Raw genomic sequence first — 15,090 nt, 5'->3', positions numbered from 1 at the left:
AGATGAAGCGGACGGTGTCTTCCGACAGCCCCTTCGGGGCCTTGTCGGACTCGATCAGCGTCTCAAACCCATATCGATACTGGTCGACGTCGATGCGCCGGACGCGCTCGACCGTCTCTTGTACAGCTACCATTGTCTACTCCGCTCCCACACGGAAAACTCTAGCCGACGACGATTGCCCAGCGCGACCCTCCAAGCTGATCGTGCAAGTCATGGCCAACGCGGGATCAGCGGGTGAGAGAATCAGGTCCCCAACCCAGAGAGCCGTCGCTAGAGTCTTCATCCTGCTTTGCGCCGGAGTTCCCCTCATCGGCGACCTCTTATGCCGGCACGCAGGTGTCGGGCACTGGGCAAACGACAGCGCATTGCGGCGCGTCAAAATGACCCTCACATTGAGTGCACTTGGCTGGATTGATCACATATATATCGTTCTTCAGGCTGATCGCCGCGTTGGGACATTCGAACTCACACGCGCCACAGACGGTGCACTGGGACGCGATTATCTTGTAGGCCATTACTGCGATTCCATAAGCAAAGTGCGGACCGCTTCTTGCTTTCAAGTCTTATGCCAAAGAGCTTGGGCTTGATTTGTCTCGGCTATTTTCCAAGGCATGTCGCCGCCTCAACGATTGTCGCAAATGCTACAATCGGCCTCACGGCAGCTTGATCGCGACGCATAGTTGGAGCGCAGGGTCGATCCGGCGGCGGTCGGCCGATCAGGCCACGTTCGTCAGCCCGGCTCGCCTCTCCACAGCACAGCCAAAAAACGTCGTGCCCGATCGCGCAGATAAAGGTCGCTTCGATGATCGCGGTCCTTCTGGGCGAGCCGCGGCAGGCAATGTTAATCCCCGCGGATTACCGGAAAATCTGCTTTCCCTGTAGAGGACGGAACTACTTCGGCTGGCATCACGGGGACGACCGAAAGCCAAGCGCGATCGTCTGATGCCCCCTCGGCTTCGGTCCGTACTCCGAAGAGACGCCAGCGGGGCTCGGCAGATCGAAATTGCCGAAAAAAAGCCACCCCGAAGGGTGGCCCAAGTCAGGGAGGAAACGCCCGTGTGGGCCTCTGGGAATCAGGCCGCAGCCTGTTCGATCGGAGAGAAGGGGAGCCCGAGACTCTCGGCAACCGCCTTGTAAGTCAGCCGGCCCCGATGGACATTGAGGCCCGCGCGCAGGTGCGGATTATCGAGCACGGCGGAAAAGCCCTTGTTGGCCAGAGCCAAACCAAACGGCAGCGTGGCGTTGTTCAGTGCCTGGCTCGAGGTTAGCGGCACAGCGCCGGGCATATTCGCGACGCAGTAGTGAATGATGCCATCCACTTCGTAAGTTGGATCAGCGTGAGTGGTTGGGTGCGATGTCTCAAAGCAGCCGCCTTGATCGATAGCGACATCGACGATGACCGCCCTTTTGCGCATTGAGCTCAGCATGCTCCGGCGGACCAGCTTCGGCGCGCTCGCTCCTGGAACGAGCACCGCACCAATGACCACATCGGCCGCAAATACCTCCTCCTCCACGGATTCGATGGTGGAAAATCTGGTACGAACGCGCCCTTCGAATAGCTCGTCCAACTCGCGGAGCCGGGGTATCGAACGGTCGATGATGGTGACCTCCGCGCCCAAACCGACCGCCATGCGTGCGGCGTGCGTGCCGACGACGCCGCCTCCGATCACCACGATCCGAGCCGGCTGAACACCGGGCACTCCACCGATCAACAGCCCTCGTCCGCCTGCACTGCGCTTCAGCGCACTACCCGCAGCTTCGATCGCAAGCCTACCTGCGACCTCGCTCATCGGCGCCAGCAGTGGAAGACCACCATGGGCATCAGTTACGGTCTCATAAGCGATCGCGGTGCACCCAGATTTCAGGAGCCCCTTGGCCTGCTCCGGGTCCGGCGCCAGATGCAGGTAAGTGAAGAGGATCTGGCTCTCCCGCAGCTGGCTCCATTCGGACGGTTGAGGCTCCTTAACCTTTACGATCATCTCGCTCGATGCAAATACCTCGCCTGCGGAATCGAGAATCGTTGCGCCGGCGGCGCGATAATCGTCATCGGTTGCACCAATGCCGGCGCCGGCATTGGCCTCGATCATCACGCGGTGGCCCGCTGCCACATATTCGCGGACGGCTCCAGGGGTAAGGCCCACGCGATATTCGTGCGCCTTGATTTCCTTGGGGACTCCGACCTTCATTTGAAAACTCCCTGCCTAGAGGGGTTTTTTAATCGCAAGAGCGCAACGATATTGCGAGGCTGGCGCCTAAATGGCGCAGGAATTCAGCGATCTTGGACTAGCTACGCAGGATTTCAAACAAGCAGATGCGAAGCGTATTGAGACGAGCATGCTCGCTGAGCTAATCATCGTTCCCTCATGCTCCCCGCAAATGCGCGTGGCGTGTTCAACAGATCCGAGGCAATTGTTCGCCTGACAACCAATCGACAATTCTTCCGCCGCCAAAACTGGTCGCCACTTGCACAAATTTGTGATCGTCAGCTACGGCCTCGCCAATATCGGCTGCATCGCATCCGAGCGGATGCCCCTTCATGGCCGCAAGCACGGCATCAGCCACACCAGGCGCGACGATCGCAACGAGCTTGCCCTCATTAGCGACATGGATCGGATCAAGCCCAAGGAGTTCGCAGGTTGCCGCAACAGCGGGCTTTACCGGAATGGCCGCTTCCTGCAGACGGAACCCGAGGCCAGATTGATGCGCAATCTCGTTGAGGGTGGCGGCAAGACCGCCGCGCGTGGGGTCACGCATCACGTGGATGCCGCGCCCGCCAGCCGCCACCATGACGGCCACCAAGTCATGCAGCGATGCGGAATCCGAGACGATCTCAACTTGAAGAGCGGCGTTCTGGCGCGTTGACATGATCGCCACCCCATGATCGCCAAGGCTGCCCGACACCAGCACACGGTCCCCGATCCTTGCTTTGTCGGCGGACAGATCGAGCCCATCGGCCAGAACCCCGATCCCGGTCGTAGAGATGAACAACCCATCCGCCTTGCCGCGCTCGACGACCTTAGTATCCCCAGTGATGATGTAAACGCCGGCACCGCGCGCCGCCGCGCCCATCGACTGCGCAATCGTCCTTAGATCCGAAAACCGAAAACCCTCCTCGATGATGAAGCTAGCTGACAGATAGAGCGGACGCGCGCCGGCCATCACGACATCATTGATCGTGCCGTGCACAGCCAATGACCCGATATTGCCGCCAGGAAAAAACAGTGGCGAGACCACATAGCCGTCGGTCGTCATCACCATCCTGCCTGCCGCAACCTCAAACGCCGACTGATCATTGCAGCGGGCGAGCCATTCATTACCGAAGGCTTGGTGAAAAAGGCCGGAGATCAATTGTGCCATGGCGCGCCCCCCAGATCCGTGGGAAAGATCAACGCGTCCGTTCTCGACGTCGAGCTTGCCATGATAATCCTTGACGCTCATGACAACCGCCTCACCTGATCATCGCGAACTCGGCCGTAGGTCCAATACGCAGCACAGGCGCCTTCCGAGGAAACCATGCAGGACCCAACGGGTGTTTCCGGCGTGCAGACGGTTCCAAACAGCTTGCAGTCAACCGGCCGCTTGGCGCCGCGCAGGATCGCGCAGCACTCGCATGCCGGATTGTCGGCGACACGCAGTTCGTGCATCGCAAAGCGCGCCTCGGCATCAAATCCGGCATAAGCCCGCTTCAGCTTCAGTCCGCTGTTGGGGATGAGCCCAAGCCCTCGCCACTCGAACTGTTCACGCAGTTCGAATACCTGCGAGACCTCGTCCTTGGCGCGACGATTGCCTTGGCGCGTCACCGCACGGCTGTATTGGTTCTCCACCTCGTAGCGGCCTTCGTTCACCTGCCGCACCAGCATCAGGATTGCCTGCATCACGTCGAGCGGTTCAAATCCCGCGATGACGATCGGCTTACCGAATTGTTCCACTAGGGGCTCGTAAGGCTGCGTACCGATGATCGTACTGACATGTGCAGGACCGACGAAGCCATCGATTGCGACCCCACCGATGTTGCGCATCTTCGGGTTCTCGAGAATGCTGTGCATCGCAGAGGGCGTAAGCACGTGGTTGCAGAACACGCTGAGGCCCCTCAGCCGCTTCTTTTCGGCAATCCGGACCATCACCGCCGTCGGGGGCGTCGTGGTCTCAAATCCGATGGCAAAGAAGACCACCTCCCTGGTTGGCACCTGTTCGGCGAGCCGGATAGCGTCGAGCGTCGAATAGACCATCCGAATGTCTGCGCCGAGCGCTTTGGCGCGCATCAGGGACTGCCCCTGCGACCCGGGCGCGCGCATCAGGTCGCCATACACGCACAGAGTGACCTCCGGACGCTCGGCGAGCCGGACCGCCATGTCGATCCGGCTCGCGGGCAGAACGCAGACTGGACAACCGGGCCCGTGGATCATGCGAACATTCGCAGGCAACAAATCCTCGAGGCCGTAGCGGGAGATCGCATGAGTGTGCCCGCCGCAGAATTCCATGAACCGGTAAGCCCGTCGCGGACCGGCTTCGGCGCCAATCGCCCGCGCGAGCCCCTGTGCGATGGTCTTGTCACGAAATTCATCGGCATATTTCATGATCGGGGTTCCCGCCCTGCACTGCCTAGTTCCTGCAGGAGCTCCAACGTGCGCTTGGCTTCTGTCGGGTCGATCTTGGATAGCGCGTAGCCGACATGGACAAGAACGTTGTCGCCGACATCGAGCTCCTCGACGAGAGCGATCGATATTTCCAAGCTGACCCCATCGATGGACACGATCGCCATATCGTCGGGAAGAATTTTCGAAATCTTTGCCGGGACCGAAAGACACATATCAGGTTGCTCCTTCCAGGGCTGACGACTGTTCGGCAGTCTGCAGAGCGGCAACCCAGGCCTGACCAAGGCTCAAACCACCATCGTTGGGCGGCAGTTTCCGTGGCACCAGCGGGTTGAGGCCTGCGCTGCAGCAACCGCGCTCAATTTCATCCGCCAGCACCGCGTTCAGAAAACAGCCGCCGCTTAGAACGATGGTATTGACGCCGGTTCTCCGCGCAGCGCGCCTGACCCAGTCGATGCAGGCGACGGCAAAGGTGCCATGAAACAGTCCGGCTCCGTCCGCGGTGTCGATGTTGTCTGCAATCAACCGCGAAAACAGCGGGCGAAGCGACAGCACGTCGCGGTCGATGGTCCAGCCCGCTTCGAGAATTGCAGTCCGCCGTACCAACGCCTCGAGCTTCATCGCGGCCTCGCCCTCATAACTCTGCAAACTTGCAACCCCCAGCAGCGCCGCCGCGGCATCGAATAACCGGCCCGCGCTGGTCGTCGTGGCTCCGCCCGCTTGATCGAGCAATGCTGACACACGCCCAGCCTGCCGCTGCGCAGCAAAGCGAGGCGCGATTTCATGACCCCGGCCGAGCGCCTGCAATACTGCGCTTGCCATACGCCACGGCTCGCGGGCTGCGCGATCGCCGCCAGGCATTTGCAGGGGCGCGAGATGCCCGATGCGTCGAAACCTCGTTCCTTCGCACAACAATAGCTCGCCACCCCAGTTACCGCCGTCGGAACCGAAGCCATGGCCGTCGAGCACCAAGGCAAGCGCAGGTCCGGCGTGCCCGTGCTCAGCGATGACAGCGGCAGCGTGGGCGTGGTGATGCTGGACGGCGACAAGCGCCCGGCCGCTTGCTTGCGCAAACCGGGTCGACGCCATATCGGGATGCATATCATGGGCAATGACGACAGGCTCCACATCAAGGGTCGATGTGAGGTGGTGGATCGTCTGCTCGAACACACAGATCCCTTCGGCCGTATCAAGATCGCCAATATGCTGGGAGACGAAGGCTTCGTTGCCCCGCGTGATGGTGACGGTTGACTTCAGGGCGCCGCCGACGGCGAGCACGACCGGCACAGACCTCGCAAGCCGGATCGGTTCGGGAACATAGCCACGTGCCCGGCGAACGAACTGAGGCCGGCTGGCCACCACCGACAGCACGGTGTCATCGGCGCGCGTCAGGATATCTCGATCATGGGTCACGACAAGGTCGGCAATCCCCTTGAGCCGCCGCAGCGCCTGCGCGTTGTCGATCACGAGCGGTTCGCCGCAAGAATTGGCGCTGGTTGCGACGATGACCGGGGCTGCCCCCGCAAGCCATGTTCCTGTCGAGTGAAGCGCATGAAAGATGAGGTGATGCAGTGGCGCTACCGGCAACATGACACCTACGCGCGATAAGCCAGGAGCCGTCGCGGGCGCCAAATCATTGCGCGAAGTTAAAAGCACGATGGGACGTGCTACGGATTCGAGCAGCGCAAGCTCTGCCGCGTTCGCTTCCGCGATTTCGTTGACACGCTCTATGGAACCGACCATGACCGCGAACGGCTTCTGGGGGCGCTGCTTTCTGCTGCGCAAACGCTGCACGGCGTCCTGGTTGCGCGCATCGCAAAGCAGCTGATACCCGCCGAGCCCCTTTATTGCCACGATTTGGCCGCCGGCAATCGCCGCAGCAATGGCGTTGACCCCATGGCTAAGCCGAGGACCGCATATCGGACACGCGATCGCCTCCGCGCGAAACCTGCGGCTCGCTGGATCGGCATATTCGGCCGCGCAGGCGGCACACAGCCTGAAAGCCTTCATGACCGTGTTGCGGCGATCATACGGAAGCTGTTCGGCGATCGTGTAGCGCGGGCCGCAATGGGAGCAGCTGACGAAGGGATAAAGGTAATGGCGATTTTCTGGATCGAATAGCTCGCCCAGGCATTGCCGGCAGGTCGCGGCATCGGCAACGATCCGAGTTGACAACCTGCCGCCTTCGCTCGTGTGAATCGAAAAATCTTGTGCCGCGAGCGCCCCGGTCCGCTGAACGCAGATGTGGTCGATACGTGCAAGTGGAGGCGGCTCGAGCGGCAAAGCAGCGACAAACTCGGACGCCCGGTTACCCTCGACTTCGATTGTGACGCCCTCGGGGCCATTGACGACGAATCCCGCCAATCCGTATCGCCTGGCAAGGCCATAGACGTAGGGGCGAAAGCCGACTCCTTGCACGGCCCCGCTCACGCGCACGCGCAGCCGTGTTCGGTCGCAGATGGCGGCGGCGCTCATCGCCTGGTGTCCTCCAAGGCGCGCCTTTGATGCGCTGCCTGCTCATCGATCCAACCGTAGAGTGAGCCAAAACCCTCGCCGGTCCGCGCCGAGACCGTGAGCACTTCGATCTTGGGATTGACGCGTCTTGCGTATTCGACGGTCCTGCCCAAATCGAACTCAAGCAGCGATGCCAGATCAATCTTATTGATCAGCATGAGCGAAGAAGCGGCAAACATATCCGGATATTTGAGCGGCTTGTCTTCGCCTTCGGTGGTCGACAACACCACGATCTTGCAGGCCTCGCCTAGATCGAAGGCAGCGGGACAGACCAGATTGCCGACGTTCTCGATGAAGAGAATACCGCGCGTGAGCGGCGGCAAGCGGCGATAGGCCTCACCAATCATGGCAGCATCGAGATGACAACACTTGCCGGTATTGACTTGAATAGCTGGCACGCCGGCCGAGCGAATGCGTTCGGCATCGTTCGAGGTCTGCTGATCGCCCTCGATGACCCCGATCGTCCAGCTGCGCTTGAGCTCGGACACGGCGCGGACCAACAGCGAGGTCTTGCCTGCACCAGGACTGGACATAAGATTAAATACGAGCAGTTCGTGGGCCATGAAGAGGGCGCGGTTTTCCGCCGCGATCCTGTTATTCTTGCCAAGGATGTCGCGCCCGACCTGAATGATATGCTCGCAGCTCTTACCCGCGACCTTCAATGCAGCCGGGTCGGCGCCGCGGCTCACAAACGCCTGCCCATCATGCGCCTGATGATGGCCAAGATGATGAGGGTGATCATGGCCATGGCCGGCATGGTGTGAATGCTGCAGGCCCTGGTCGCCATGCAGATGCACCTCATGGCGATCGCAATTGTCCTGCACATCGGGACGGCCGCGAACGCGACCTTGCGCATCATGCACTTCGGCGCGTTCAGTTGAAGACGCCTGTCCGCTGCAGCCGCATACGCTACACATCAATCGATCTCCAGCTCTTTCACTCGCATCTCCTCGCCTGCTGTTACCTGCAACTGATAGCTGCCGCAGCATGGACAGCACTCATCGCGCCGTGCAATCTCGATGCTCTTCGAACAGGTCATGCACCAGGCCACGCCGGGACATTCGATGATTCTAACAGCCGCGCCCTCGGCAATGGTCCGCGTTGCAACGACAGCAAAGCAGAACCTGATCGCTTCAGGCGCAACATGGCTCAACGCCCCGATCTCCAGACAGACGCTCCGCACCTGGGAAAACGATCGGCGATGCGCCTCCTCCTCGACGATTTCGACGATGCTTTGACAAAGCGCCATTTCATGCATCGTCAACTTTGCGAAACTTGAGTGTGAATCCGACGCAGGGATCAAGCGATTCAATCACCGCACGAACCGCTTTCTGATGTCGTCTCGTCGTCAGCCCCGCGCCCTGCAGATTCCGGACAAGTGGTCCGCGCCAATGGAAATTCCATTCCGTCGGCGCAAGACATTCGAAGCGGGATATCTGGCCCTGAGGATCAAGCTCGACCGCGTGATAGAGCCGGCCCCTGGCGCATTCGATCGCGGCCGCTCCTCGTCCAGGACCTAACCTGTAGCTTTCGATGATCCCAGGCTCGGCCGATTCGATATGAGCACCGGACTTGAGCCAATCGCATAGCTGCCGGATTTCTGCAATTCTGGCCTTCAGCCGCGCGACCGCACCCGACCGACCCAGCCAGAGCCGATCACGCGTCATTTGGCGCGCCCATGGACCCGTCTCGGGCGCATGCCCACCAAGATCGGGACAATGGCAAAATGTCGGGTCATCGCCGAGCAGCCGTTCAGTGATGTTGCGGTCGTCGGCAACGGACAGGAACGAGTGCGCGATCGAGATGGACCTCAGGTCGACTTCGTCAAGCGCTGCAATGCAAAGCGCGAACGGGCTACCGGGCCTCGGCGCGCCATCTTCATCCGGCATGCCGAGTGCCGCGAGCGAAGCCACAATCTGCGCTATAGCCTCACGCCGAATAGAGCCGCGTGCTGGCCGTGCGCCGCCCACAAGCATTGACAGTCCTCGTATGAGGGACCGGATCGCCGCCGCACTGACATTCGGCGTAGGAAACCCGACCAAGAGGCCCCGCAGCAATTCTGAGATGCGCTCGGCAACGACCAAGAGCATACGACGCTGTGTCGTCGCGAGGATGATCTTTTCGTCACGTGCCGCCTCGATCGCGGACAGCAATGCGGTTTGTTGCGCAGCGGCACATACTGGGAAGAGATGCGGCAGCGCCTTGAGCAACGCCGAGGCCGGTTTGCCGGCGAACAGCCGTGCCAGTGGCGGCCGGGCTCGCGGCAGGATCTCGACCGCGGCGATGACGTCGGCAGCAAGCGATATGGTGACATCGATTTTGTTGCGAGCGACGAGGCTCATGCGCACCGCTCCGTCATCATCTCGCGCAAGAAATGCCGGCGGTCGATCGGACAGAGACGTGGCGCTTCGGTATGATTTAGCGCTCGGCGGTTGGGCGGCCACATCGTGGCAAGGACCGCTGCTTCGGCGCGGGCGCCACCCATGTCGTTGCGTGAGATCGCCGAAAGCAGGGAGCAACAGGCAATCGAGCCCAATGATGCGATTTCGCTGCCACCAAGCTCAATGTTGCGGAATCGAACTCGCAAGCGCAGGTTCGATTTCGGTCCAGCATGCCGTTGGCGGTTGCTCTTGCGCAAGAAGGCGACCAACTTCATGGCCCAAGGCGCGCCCATCATGCTAACGGGCCCTGCCCTCTGCACGTGCGAAACCCCGATCGCTTGGACCCTGAACACGGATCGTTCAAGGTCGGTCGCGTGCGCACGGCTCGACCGGCGATATCGCAGTCGGCTGCTACGAGCATCTCCTCAGGTGCCGACACATCGGGGTTCTTGCTCCTGCGAAGGTCCTGTTCGCGCTCAAGCATCATTTTCAACCGACCCGAAGCCGGACATCGACGTGCGAAAGCCGAAGACGCTTTCAATTTTTGGGACGCAACGTACTCGCGCAGCAGTCTGTGTCGCCATCGCTCTCTGGTCGATTGTGCACGATCCAGCCAACGCCACGTCGGGCGCCGTCCGTGAGAACCGGCCGAATGCCAAATATTCTCCAAGTTCTTCACGTGACGTAAGCCTTCATGATTTCCTGCAGGCGTTCGGCGGAATCCTCGAAATCCTCGTCGGCAGCCAACGCAACAATCGGCACGCCGCCGATCTCAAGCGTATCCAGGATGATGTTGTCGATAGAATTGAAGAACTGCACTGACCACACATTCCGTGTCGCAGTCGCCTGCACTCGGCATGCGCCGTAGCCGCGAAAGATGAGCTGGACCGGACCATTGCCCACGCTCTGCTGGAGAAACGCCAGGTCGATGTCGTTCATCGGCAAAAGCGTGAGATTGATGACATGCGTGCGCATGCCAGGCCGCCAGGCGCGGGCCCGCTCGCGTGTTTCGGCGAGCACCGGCAGCACGTTCATCGCCCCATCCGGCGCGGTGCCGATCGCCAGATCGGTCGACGCCAGGTCCGTTGCGGCGCGCTGCACGATCTGCGGGATCGCCCCGACTTCAACATATTCGTGTGCCGGATCCGTCCCGATGCGCACGCGCCAGATTCCCGCAAGTACGGACTCCTGGATTCCCGCCTGAGAGCCATCTGGCAGCGCAACGACGCCGGCGACCTCGCCTTCCCCAAGCACTTCGGCAATCAGGTTGCGCTCGAGGTCACTGAGATTCGAAAGCCTGTACAGTTGCGTGCGTGCGCTACTCTTCTGGCCACAAGCGGCGGCAGCTGTGTTCGATAGCAGCGTGATGGCATTCGGACAGTTTTTTGCAAGCTCGTCGGCATCGCGCCAAGCGCGCCTGGCCAGCGTCGCCACAGCCGTTGGCTCGCTATGGACGATGTCGCGACTATCCGCATTCACGGGAAACCCGCCCACCGCCGCAGCGGCGGCTTCGTATCGAATACGCGCCGCCGTTTTCATGATGCGAAGTTCCGTGGGGCTCGCCGAGGGGCAATGCTATCGGCGGTGCAGTCGCCGCCGGCGTGTGGTCCGACGATCGGTGCCGAGATGCGGTCGACCTTGACCAAACGGATCTGGCTCTTGCCGACCCGGCGCAGTGTGCCGCGCTGATGGCACTCGATCTGCGTCGGCGGGCCACGCAGGCCGAGCCGCCCACCCAGCTCGCTACCGGCGCCGCGCGCGGTTGCGCCCCCTTGCATGGGCCGCCGGTGCGCCTTGATCTGTTCAGAAAGCGCGTTTGCGACGTGGTTGGCCCACAGCGAATTTACGGGACCCGCTGCCGACAGCAGCTCCACGCCCCAACTCCCGGGATCCTGCGCGGTCAGATGTGCACCGGCGTTCGCTCTCGCTACCTCGGACAGAGCGGGCCGCGCCAAATCATGCTGCGCCGGCTGGAATTTCATCAGACGCCTTTCCGATAATCTTTGGTTCTGCTCGGCGAGCTATTAGCAAGGCACATGCCAATCCATCGTCTCGCTGCAATCGCGTGCGCGCCCGGATCAGCAGGTGTAAGCGCTTGACATCTGCTGTGCATAGGTTGCCTACGATGCAGATTCGATTTGCGAGCAAGGCGCGGTAGCGCGATGTCTGTGCGCGGCGCCGCTACCGCAGGTGGTCGGGCAATTGCGGCTCACGACCGATCAAATCCGCAAAGAAGCGATCGCAGTCCTCGCCACTGAGGCCGGCCTCGAGCCCGTCGAGTGCTTCCGAGATCCGCCTTGCTTCGTCCTCCTCCAAGAGCCGCACCGCTGTGTCGATATGGACGAGGACCTTGGCGCCGACCGACGCGCCGGAGAGCAGCATGACTGAGACACGCCGCTGTTCATCGCCATACTCGCATAGCGCCGTGATGCCGTCGGTCTCAACCATCGTCATTGGTAAGCCAAGGCACATGAATAGCCGCGGGCCGCTAGATCGGCCGCTCCCTTTCATAATTGACATGGTCGATATTGTTCCCCAACAGCCGTTCTGATACAGGCAGCGGCGAAGCCCGCAGTTTCGCCGGCGAGCCCCACTGGGCCAGCAGTTTGCAAGCCAGTTCAATCGCGGGCGCGATCTGAAAGCGCACCGGTGCAGTCAGCGGACCGCCCCAACGCTCCAGGTCCAGCGGCTGACAGCCGATCAGAGCGAGCTCTCGCGGGCAGCGGTCAAGCAGGTCGGCTGCACTCAAGACCTCTTGAAAGCCGGTCTGATGCAGACTCAGCTTCTTGGCAGCGGTAAATTTCGGCACCTCGTCATTCCGCACAAGCATCAACTTCCCGGGCGAAAGTCCATAGTCGATGGCATCGAACACGATCAGGCAATCGGCCTGCTCAAGGAAGCTGACAAGGTAGAGCCCCTGCGTGCCACCATCGAGGATGGAGACGTTGTCATCGATGGTGTAGCGACGATGAAACTCCTCTACCACTCGCACGCCGAATCCCTCGTCGGCCCATAGGATATTGCCGATGCCGAGCACCAGGATCCTTTTCTTGCTCTCCGGAGTCAGCATCCGCTTCCCAGTCAATCGCGGAACTGACGCTGACCCGAAATCATCGAGGAGATGCTCCGCCCCGACATGATGTCTTCCCGGATCACCGCGTAGATGTGAACCAGCGCAAAGGTCACGACGATCCACAGCCCGAGATGATGCCACGTATGGACGTCCTGACTGTTAGGCCAGATTGCAAATACCCAGCCGAACAGCTTGTACTGCCAGCTGTCACGGCCCGCACCCTGTCCATAAAGTGCAAAGCCTGTGACGATCATGAACGTGATCGTCTGCGTGAACATAAAGAACATCGCAAGTTGAGCCAGCCGATTGTGCCCGACGCGCCTGTCGGGCTCAACTGCGAGAAACGCGTACCAGCGCATCTCATCGTACACTTCGCGCCAAATGCAGCTGCGCCAGAGCGGCACGCGAAATATTTGCATGGCATGCGGGTTTCCCATCAGGGCCCAGTAGATGCGCAGCAGGAAGCCGACGCCAAGCACATATCCCGCAGAGAAATGCGCAAAGCGGATATAGCCGAACAAGAAATTGCCGCTAGCCTCTCCCGGCGTCGCCGGTGTCCCGGTTCCAATGAGATAGCCGGTTACGCCCAGCACCAGAATGGCCGCCGCATTGACCCAATGCCACAGTCGCACCGGCGCTTCATAGACGTAAGCGGCGCCACCGCCGCCGCCGCTAACAGTTGGCGGCGCATCGACGGCGGTAGGGTTTTGCGGAGCCTTGTCGGCCATGTTCCTACCGAACATTGACTGAAGCCATTTCTTGGCCGTCAGGACTGATCACATGGGTTGAGCAGGCCAAGCACGGATCAAAGGAATGGATCGTACGCAAGATCTCCAGGGGCCGCTGCGGGTCCGCGATCGGGGTACCGATCAGCGAAGCTTCAAAGGCGCCAATATTGCCCTTGGAATCGCGAGGAGACCCGTTCCACGTGGTCGGCACGACACATTGGTAATTGTCGATCTTGGTGTCCTTGATCTTGATCCAGTGCCCGAGCGCGCCGCGCGGCGCCTCAGTGAAACCGTAGCCCTTGGCCTCGTTAGGCCAGCTTTCCGGCTTCCACTTGCTGACGTTGGCGGTCGCGCTATTGCCGGCCTTGATGTGGACGACCAGCTTGTCCTGAAAATAACGCATCTGATGTGCCGCCCACTGGCATTCGAGTGCCCGCGTCGCAGTACGGCCAAATGTCGAAAACAGCGCGCTCAGGGGAAGATTGAGCCCCTTGAGCAGTCTGTTGGTCGGCTCCTTGAATTCGGCTTTGCCTTGCGCATAACCGATGATGTATCGCGCCAATGGTCCGACCTCGACGGCGTGGCCGCGCCAGCGCGGCGCTTTGATCCAGGAATACTTGCCGCCTTCGTCGAGCTCCTTGATATCTGTTCTGCTGCCTTTGACCTTTGCCCCCAGCTCAAAGTTCGGCTCGGTGATGCCCTCCCAGGGATGCAGTCCGCTGAACTCGCTCGGGTATTTATACCATGAATGCGCGACGAATTCCTGGATCTGCTCGGGATCGCCATGGTCGATCGGCAAAATCTCCTCAAGATTGCCGCCAAGAATGACACCGCGCGGCAGCTTGAGACTTTTCGCGGAACAGTCGTTAGCGTTTTCAGGGATGTCGCCGTAGGACATCACGCTTTTGCTGGAAAGTCCGCCGCCATGCAGCCAGTCTTTATAGAACGAGCCGATCGCCGCAATGTCGGGCAGGTAGACCTGCTCGACAAACTCGATTGAACGGTCGATGACCGAGGACACCAGGTTAAGCCGCTCCATATTGATCGCACCGGCCGCACCAGTTCCATCGATATTGATCGCGCAGGCCACACCGCCGACCAGCCAGTTCGGATGCGGGTTCTTGCCGCCATAGACTGCTTGGATCTTGACGATCTCCTTCTGGAAGTCGAGCGCCTCCAAATAATGCGCCACGGTGATCAAGTTCACCTCAGGTGGCAGCTTGTATGCCGGATGACCCCAATAGCCGTTCTTGAACGGACCGGGCTGCCCTGATCCGAAGAATTTGGTGAGCCTGATCTGCAGGTCCTTGAAATAACCAGGGGACGAAAGCGGCCAGGGCGAGATAGACTGCGCCAGCGCCGAAGTGGACTTGGGATCGGCCTTGAGCGCAGAGATGACGTCGACCCAATCCAGCGCGTGCAGATGATAAAAATGCACGAGATGATCATGCACAAGCAGGCAAAGCTGCATGATGTTGCGGATCGAGTTCGCATTTTCCGGAATGGTGATCCCTAGCGCGTTTTCAACGGCACGCACCGAGGTGAGCGCATGGGTGCCGGTGCAGACACCGCAAATCCGCTCGGTGAACGCCCAGGCGTCGCGCGGATCCCGCCCGCGCAGAATGACTTCGATTCCACGCCACATCGTCCCGCTCGAGACCGCATTGCGGACCACGTTGTCCGCATCGAGGTTGGCTTCGACGCGCAGGTGGCCCTCGATCCTGGTCAGCGGATCGATCACAATTCGCTTGCCGGAACGATCGAGGTTGAACCCATTCGGTGTCTGGACCACCACCGTC

General features: G+C 60.7%; 16 protein-coding genes. All 16 read right to left on the bottom strand.

Annotation, left to right across the window (positions count from 1 at the left end; translation table 11 throughout):
* Positions 1 to 320: 320 nt before the first annotated feature.
* Positions 321 to 515, bottom strand: coding sequence for a 4Fe-4S binding protein (locus I6F38_RS07780; RefSeq protein ID WP_075968854.1), 195 nt, complete (start codon positions 513 to 515; stop codon positions 321 to 323).
* Between the two features lie 558 nt (positions 516 to 1,073).
* Entirely contained in the window at positions 1,074 to 2,186 is a 1,113-nt protein-coding gene (ald, locus tag I6F38_RS07775) for an alanine dehydrogenase (protein WP_018269904.1), read from the bottom strand.
* Positions 2,187 to 2,391: 205 nt separating this feature from the next.
* Positions 2,392 to 3,438, bottom strand: a complete 1,047-nt coding sequence (gene hypE, locus I6F38_RS07770) for a hydrogenase expression/formation protein HypE (protein ID WP_016846853.1) — start codon at positions 3,436 to 3,438, stop codon at positions 2,392 to 2,394.
* Positions 3,435 to 4,577: a hydrogenase formation protein HypD gene (gene hypD / locus I6F38_RS07765; RefSeq protein ID WP_225159794.1), complete on the bottom strand. Its 1,143-nt coding sequence runs from the start codon at positions 4,575 to 4,577 to the stop codon at positions 3,435 to 3,437. Before hypD ends, hypE begins: the two co-directional genes overlap by 4 nt.
* The gene (locus I6F38_RS07760; protein WP_075968855.1) at positions 4,574 to 4,810 is read right to left on the bottom strand and encodes a HypC/HybG/HupF family hydrogenase formation chaperone; all 237 of its coding nucleotides are present in this window, start codon (positions 4,808 to 4,810) and stop codon (positions 4,574 to 4,576) included. Before I6F38_RS07760 ends, hypD begins: the two co-directional genes overlap by 4 nt.
* Before the next feature lies 1 nt (position 4,811).
* Entirely contained in the window at positions 4,812 to 7,070 is a 2,259-nt protein-coding gene (gene hypF, locus I6F38_RS07755) for a carbamoyltransferase HypF (protein WP_016846850.1), read from the bottom strand.
* Positions 7,067 to 8,026 (bottom strand): hydrogenase nickel incorporation protein HypB, encoded by a 960-nt coding sequence (hypB, locus tag I6F38_RS07750; RefSeq protein ID WP_026192296.1) that lies wholly within the window; start codon positions 8,024 to 8,026, stop codon positions 7,067 to 7,069. Before hypB ends, hypF begins: the two co-directional genes overlap by 4 nt.
* Entirely contained in the window at positions 8,026 to 8,367 is a 342-nt protein-coding gene (hypA, locus tag I6F38_RS07745; RefSeq protein WP_016846846.1) for a hydrogenase maturation nickel metallochaperone HypA, read from the bottom strand. Before hypA ends, hypB begins: the two co-directional genes overlap by 1 nt.
* Positions 8,360 to 9,451 (bottom strand): nickel-dependent hydrogenase large subunit, encoded by a 1,092-nt coding sequence (locus I6F38_RS07740; protein ID WP_016846845.1) that lies wholly within the window; start codon positions 9,449 to 9,451, stop codon positions 8,360 to 8,362. The genes hypA and I6F38_RS07740 overlap by 8 nt, the downstream gene beginning before the upstream one ends.
* Positions 9,448 to 9,843 (bottom strand): [NiFe]-hydrogenase assembly chaperone HybE, encoded by a 396-nt coding sequence (gene hybE, locus I6F38_RS07735; protein WP_075968856.1) that lies wholly within the window; start codon positions 9,841 to 9,843, stop codon positions 9,448 to 9,450. Before hybE ends, I6F38_RS07740 begins: the two co-directional genes overlap by 4 nt.
* Positions 9,844 to 10,165: 322 nt before the next feature.
* On the bottom strand, positions 10,166 to 11,029 hold the full coding sequence (locus I6F38_RS07730) for a hydrogenase expression/formation protein (RefSeq protein WP_225159792.1): 864 nt from the start codon (positions 11,027 to 11,029) through the stop codon (positions 10,166 to 10,168).
* On the bottom strand, positions 11,026 to 11,472 hold the full coding sequence (locus I6F38_RS07725) for a hypothetical protein (RefSeq protein ID WP_225159790.1): 447 nt from the start codon (positions 11,470 to 11,472) through the stop codon (positions 11,026 to 11,028). Before I6F38_RS07725 ends, I6F38_RS07730 begins: the two co-directional genes overlap by 4 nt.
* Before the next feature lie 199 nt (positions 11,473 to 11,671).
* Positions 11,672 to 11,962, bottom strand: coding sequence for a HypC/HybG/HupF family hydrogenase formation chaperone (locus tag I6F38_RS07720; protein ID WP_225159788.1), 291 nt, complete (start codon positions 11,960 to 11,962; stop codon positions 11,672 to 11,674).
* A 16-nt stretch (positions 11,963 to 11,978) separates the two neighbouring features.
* Positions 11,979 to 12,560, bottom strand: coding sequence for a HyaD/HybD family hydrogenase maturation endopeptidase (locus tag I6F38_RS07715; RefSeq protein ID WP_016846840.1), 582 nt, complete (start codon positions 12,558 to 12,560; stop codon positions 11,979 to 11,981).
* 11 nt (positions 12,561 to 12,571) lie between these two features.
* Positions 12,572 to 13,291 (bottom strand): Ni/Fe-hydrogenase, b-type cytochrome subunit, encoded by a 720-nt coding sequence (gene cybH / locus I6F38_RS07710; RefSeq protein WP_016846839.1) that lies wholly within the window; start codon positions 13,289 to 13,291, stop codon positions 12,572 to 12,574.
* 4 nt (positions 13,292 to 13,295) lie between these two features.
* A complete protein-coding gene (locus I6F38_RS07705; RefSeq protein ID WP_028344288.1) occupies positions 13,296 to 15,086 on the bottom strand; it encodes a nickel-dependent hydrogenase large subunit in 1,791 nt (596 codons plus the stop codon).
* Positions 15,087 to 15,090 lie beyond the last annotated feature (4 nt).

The organism is Bradyrhizobium sp. BRP56 (assembly GCF_020194035.1).
Taxonomy (GTDB): domain Bacteria; phylum Pseudomonadota; class Alphaproteobacteria; order Rhizobiales; family Xanthobacteraceae; genus Bradyrhizobium; species Bradyrhizobium australafricanum.
The sequence above is the reverse complement of the archived record's forward strand: the minus strand, read 5'-3'. Positions and strand labels throughout refer to the sequence as shown.